The sequence below is a fragment of the Streptomyces sp. NPDC012794 genome, assembly GCF_042901085.1.
Classification (GTDB): domain Bacteria; phylum Actinomycetota; class Actinomycetes; order Streptomycetales; family Streptomycetaceae; genus Streptomyces.
The window spans coordinates 1-5190 of sequence record NZ_JBIBCI010000017.1 but is presented as its reverse complement, the minus strand read 5'-3'; the positions used below and the strand labels follow the sequence as shown (position 1 = coordinate 5190).

Annotated in this window: 4 protein-coding genes, 1 pseudogene and 1 riboswitch; of the genes and pseudogenes, 2 read left to right on the top strand and 3 right to left on the bottom strand. The window is 72.1% G+C overall.

The genetic code is table 11. The features are described 5' to 3' along the window. Positions 1-145: 145 nt before the first annotated feature. Both ACFY7H_RS26545 and ACFY7H_RS26540 read right to left on the bottom strand, forming a co-directional pair. Positions 146-1732 (bottom strand): RNA polymerase sigma factor, encoded by a 1587-nt coding sequence (locus ACFY7H_RS26545; RefSeq protein WP_388942593.1) that lies wholly within the window; start codon positions 1730-1732, stop codon positions 146-148. A gap of 214 nt (positions 1733-1946) precedes the next feature. Continuing rightward, the gene (locus ACFY7H_RS26540) at positions 1947-2708 is read right to left on the bottom strand and encodes a methyltransferase domain-containing protein (RefSeq protein ID WP_388942590.1); all 762 of its coding nucleotides are present in this window, start codon (positions 2706-2708) and stop codon (positions 1947-1949) included. Positions 2709-2765: 57 nt separating this feature from the next. After that, positions 2766-2867, top strand: a riboswitch (ZMP/ZTP riboswitch). A gap of 60 nt (positions 2868-2927) precedes the next feature. Between ACFY7H_RS26540 and ACFY7H_RS26535 the strand changes: the two genes are divergently transcribed. After that, positions 2928-3773, top strand: a complete 846-nt coding sequence (locus ACFY7H_RS26535) for a bifunctional 5,10-methylenetetrahydrofolate dehydrogenase/5,10-methenyltetrahydrofolate cyclohydrolase (protein WP_388942927.1) — start codon at positions 2928-2930, stop codon at positions 3771-3773. Positions 3774-3834: 61 nt separating this feature from the next. Continuing rightward, positions 3835-5094, top strand: a complete 1260-nt coding sequence (locus ACFY7H_RS26530; protein WP_388942586.1) for an NADH:flavin oxidoreductase/NADH oxidase family protein — start codon at positions 3835-3837, stop codon at positions 5092-5094. Here the strand turns inward: ACFY7H_RS26530 and ACFY7H_RS26525 are convergent. Beyond that, positions 5091-5190, bottom strand: a pseudogene (locus ACFY7H_RS26525) (IS481 family transposase); the annotation flags it as partial. The gene ACFY7H_RS26530 and the pseudogene ACFY7H_RS26525 sit on opposite strands and share 4 nt — an antisense overlap.

Here is a 5190-nt window from a genome sequence, read left to right as displayed (position 1 = left end):
TGTATACCAACACCCCCCGGCGGCCCAACCCCCCGGCCGGGCCCCCCCGCCCCCCGCCCCGCCCCCCCCGGGGCCCCCGGCGAAACCCGGGGCGCCCCGCGCCGTCCGGCGCGGGCCTCCGGTGTGTGCCGGTACCAGGAGCGGATCAGTCCAGGTAGTCGCGCAGCACCTGCGAACGCGACGGGTGGCGCAGCTTCGACATCGTCTTCGACTCGATCTGGCGGATGCGCTCACGGGTGACCCCGTACACGCGGCCGATCTCGTCCAGCGTCTTCGGCTGGCCGTCGTTGAGGCCGTAACGCATGGAGACCACGCCGGCCTCACGCTCGGAGAGCGTGCCCAGGATCGACTGCAGCTGCTCCTGGAGGAAGGTGAAGGACACGGCGTCGGCCGGGACGACCGCCTCGGAGTCCTCGATGAGGTCACCGAACTCGCTGTCGCCCTCCTCACCCAGCGGGGTGTGCAGGGAGATCGGCTCGCGGCCGTACTTCTGGACCTCGATGACCTTCTCGGGGGTCATGTCGAGTTCCTTGCCCAGCTCCTCCGGGGTGGGCTCGCGGCCCAGGTCCTGGAGCATCTGGCGCTGCACACGGGCGAGCTTGTTGATGATCTCGACCATGTGGACGGGGATGCGGATGGTGCGCGACTGGTCGGCCATGGCGCGCGTGATCGCCTGCCGGATCCACCAGGTCGCGTACGTGGAGAACTTGAAGCCCTTGGTGTAGTCGAACTTCTCCACCGCGCGGATCAGACCGACGTTGCCCTCCTGGATCAGGTCCAGGAAGAGCATGCCGCGGCCGGTGTAGCGCTTGGCCAGCGAGACCACGAGGCGGAGGTTGGCCTCCAGCAGGTGGTTCTTGGCGCGGCGGCCGTCCTCGACGAGGATCTCCAGCTCGCGCTTGAAGGCGGGCTTGTGGTCCTCCTCCTCTTCGAGCTTGTACTCGGAGAACAGACCCGCCTCGATGCGCTTGGCGAGCTCGACCTCCTGCTCGGCGTTGAGGAGCGGCACCTTGCCGATCAGCTTCAGGTAGTCCTTGACCGGGTCGGCGGTGGCACCGGCGACCATGACGGTCTGCGCCGGGGCGTCGTCCTCGTCGTCGTCGGACAGCACGAAGCCCTGGCCGGCCGCCTTGGGCGTCTCCTCCTCGGCGTCGTCGGCGAGGTCCTCGACGGCCCAGTCCTCACCCTCGACGACCGGGGTCTCGGCGTCATCGGCGTCCTTGGCGCCGGCCTTCTTCGAGGCCGCGGTCTTCTTGGTGGCCGTCGCCTTCTTGGCGGCGGTCTTCTTGACCGCCCGCTTCTTGGGCTCGGCGGCGGCCTCGGCCGACACCTCCTGCGAAGCGGTGGCCGACGGAGCGGATATCGCCGCGGCGGCGGCCGGGGCGGGAGCGGTGGCGGAGGCCTTGCGCGCGCCGATGGGACGCGGTGCGGCGACCGCCTTCTTCGTCACGGTGCGGGCCGGGGCGGCGGCTGCCTTGCGGGGCTTCTTGGCAGCAGCCTTCGTGGCGGGGGCGGCGCTGACGTGGAGGGCGACACCCTCCTCGTCCAGGACCTGGTTCAGGCTGCGCAGGACCCGCTTCCACTGGTCCACCGGGATGCGGCCGGCCTCGAAGGCCTGGCGGACATCGTCACCGTTGATGTGACCCTGCTCGCGGCCGCGCTCGACGAGCGCGACCAGGGCCTCGGATTCGGCGATCTCCGGAGGGAACGTACGGGACGGGCTGAGCGACACAAGGAGCCTCTCGTTGCGAACAGATAAGGAGTGGGCGGGACATCATCGCGCGGACTCGGGAAACAGACCGAAGCGGGTCTGTATTCCGGGGCCGCGCGAGGACACCTGTCGGTTCATCGCCTGCCCGAGTCGATTCGTTACGCGCTGAATTGAGTGACCTGCGCCACGCTGTGCCCGCGCAACCGATCCGGCGGGGATCCGTCGGCCCTCCCGGTCACCCCTTCTTGCGGGCTTCGATGAGGAAACGGGCGGTGTGCGCGACGAACGGACCTTCGCGTTCGATCCGTTCGTGGAGCTCGCGCAGCCGCTCCCGGTACTGCCCGACCGTGAAGCCGGGCACCATCCAGATCACCTTCCGCAGGAAGTAGATCACGGCCCCGATGTCGTGGAACTCCGTACGCAGCCGCTCGGAGCGCAGGTCGACCACCTCCAGACCCGCCTTCGCGGCGTCGGCGGCCGCGTCGTCGGGGTGCCGGGCGCGGCGGACCTCCTCCGGCTGCGGGCCGAGGAAGTACTCGACGAGCTCGAAGACGCTGGCCGGACCCACCTGCTGTGAGAGGTAGGTGCCGCCCGGCACCAGCACCCGGGCGATCTCGTCCCACCAGACGGTCACCGGGTGCCGGCTGACGACCAGCTCGAAGGCCTCGTCGGCGAAGGGCAGCGGCGGCTCGTCGGGGTCCGCCACCACCACCGCGCCCAGCGGGTGCAGCAGCCGGGTCGCCTTCCGGACGTTCGGAGGCCAGGACTCCGTGGCCGCCGTCAGCGCGGGCAGCGGGCCCGCTCCGGCGAGGACCTCGCCGCCGCCGGTCTGGATGTCCAGGACGGAGCCGACCTGTCCCAGGCGCTCGCCCAGCAGGCGCTGGTAGCCCCAGGAGGGCCGCTGCTCGGTGGCCCGGCCGTCGAGCCAGGAGAAGTCCCAGCCGTCGACCGAGACGGACCCGGCCTCGGCGACGAGATGGTCGAACGTGCGCGTCATGTCCCGATCGTCCCAGGTCGGCCCCCGCTCTTCCACCGGATATGTCGACTACAGTGGGCACCGGGCCGTGACTGGCGTTCGGGTGGATCACCACCGGGGAGCGGCCCGGTGTGGGCCCGCTGGGCCGTACGCCGTCTGCCGCGCGCCTGGGCGAACCGCGATCCGCAGCGACGTTCAGGAGACCCCGTGACGACTGCCCCCACCGCCACCGCCCAGCTCATGGACGGCACCGCCCTCGCCCGCCGCGTCTCGGAGCGGACCGCCGCCCTCGCGGCGAAGATCACCGAGCGCACCGGTACCGCTCCCTGCCTGGCCACCGTCCTCGTCGGCGAGGACCCGGCCTCCGTCACCTACGTACGGATGAAGCAGAACCGTTGCGCCAAGGCCGGGATCACCTCCCGCCACGTGGAGCTGCCGGCCGCGACCCCCACCGAGGAACTCGTCGCCACGATCACCGCCCTCTCCGAGGACCCGGAGATCAGCGGCATCCTGCTGCAGCACCCCGTCCCGCACCACATCGACGAGCGCGCCGCCTTCGAGGCCATCGCCCCCGGCAAGGACGTCGACGGTGTGACGATGCACTCCTTCGCCGCCATGGGCTTCGGCCTGCCCGGCTTCGTCTCCTGCACCCCCGGCGGCATCATGCGCCTGCTGGAGGAGTACGGGGTGGACCTCACCGGGAAGCACGCCGTCGTCGTCGGCCGCAGCGCGATCCTGGGCAAGCCCGCCGGGATGCTGCTGCTGGAGAAGAACGCCACCGTCACCTACTGCCACTCCCGCACCCGCGACCTGTCCTCGATCGTGCGCCAGGCGGACGTCCTGGTCGCCGCGGTCGGCAAGGCCGAGTTCATCCGGGGCGAGGACATCAAGCCCGGCGCGGTCGTCCTCGACGCCGGGTACAACGAGGGCAACGTCGGCGACGTCCACTTCGAGTCGGCCGCCGCCCGCGCCTCCCTGATCACCCCGGTGCCCGGCGGCGTCGGCCCGATGACGATCGCGGTGCTGCTGGAGCAGACCGTCCGGGCCGCCGCGGCCCAGGCCGGGCTGGACCTCGCGGACCTCTGAGGCGATCATCTTGTGGCGCGGCCCCGCGTGACGGCCGCGCCACGAGCATGGGGGGACCCGGATGGACCTGTTCGCACCGCTGGACCTTCCCGGCGGCACCACCCTCCCCAACCGTCTCGCCAAGGCCGCCATGGAGGAGAGCTTCGCCGCCCAGCCCGGCCAGCTCCCCGACACCCGCCTGGAGCGGCTGTACGCCCGCTGGGCGCGGGGCGGTGCCGGACTGGTCATCACCGGCAACGTGATGGTCGACCGGCGGGCCCTGACCTCCCCGGGCACCGTCGTCCTCGACGCGCGTTCCCCGCTGGAGCCCTTCCGCCGCTGGGCCGACGCCGCGACGTCCGGCGACGCCCGGGTCTGGATGCAGATCAACCACCCGGGCCGCCAGGTCGGCTCCGACATGCCCGGCACCGCGTGGGCCCCCTCCGCCGTCCCCATCCGCCTCGGCCGGCACACCAAGCGCTTCGCCCACCCCACCGCCATGACCGAGGCCGACATCGGCGCGACGATCGCCCGCTTCGCCCTCACCGCCCGGCGGGCCGAGGAGGCGGGCTTCCACGGGGTGCAGATCCACGCCGCCCACGGCTACCTGCTCAGCCAGTTCCTCTCCCCGCTCGTCAACCGGCGCACCGACCGCTGGGGCGGCAGCCTCGACAACCGCGTACGGATGCTCACGGAAATTGTCGGCGCCGTCCGCGCCGGCGTCTCGACGGGCTTCGCGATCGGGGTGAAGCTGAACGCCGCCGACTTCCAGCGCGGCGGTTTCGACACCGAGGAGGCCGCCCAGGTGATCACGGCCCTCGACGGCCTCGGCGTCGACCTGGTCGAGCTGTCCGGCGGGACCGTCGAGAGCCCCGCCAGCATGGGCCACACCACCGACCAGCGGACCCTGGAACGGGAGGCCTACTTCCTCTCCCTCGCGGAACACCTGCTGGGGACGGCGGCCGTGCCGCTGATGCTGACCGGCGGCATCACCCGCCGCGCCACGGCCGAGAAGGCCCTGGCCCGCGGCGTCGCCGTCGTCGGCATGGCCTCCGCCCTCGCCCTGTGCCCCGACCTGCCCCGGCGTTGGCGGGCGGGCGAGGACGCGCGGGTGGACGTGCCCCGGCTCGAGTGGCGCGACCGCAGCCTGGCGGCCGCCGGCACACTGGCCCTCGTACGCTTCCAGCTGGACCGGCTGGCCCACGGGCTGGAACCCCGCGCCCGGGTCTCCCCCCGCTGGATCCTCACCGCGGACAACATCCGGCACCGGCGCAGGGTCCGCGCGTACGGGGCCTGGCTCTCGCGCGAGCCGGCGTGCGGCACCCCGCGGGGGACGGCCTAGCTGTATTGACCCGCAGCGTTGTTCACGCGGCTGATGGGTGGCATGCCGCCCAGTGCGGTGTGGCTGCGGTGGTGGTTGTAGGTGTGGAGGAAGTCT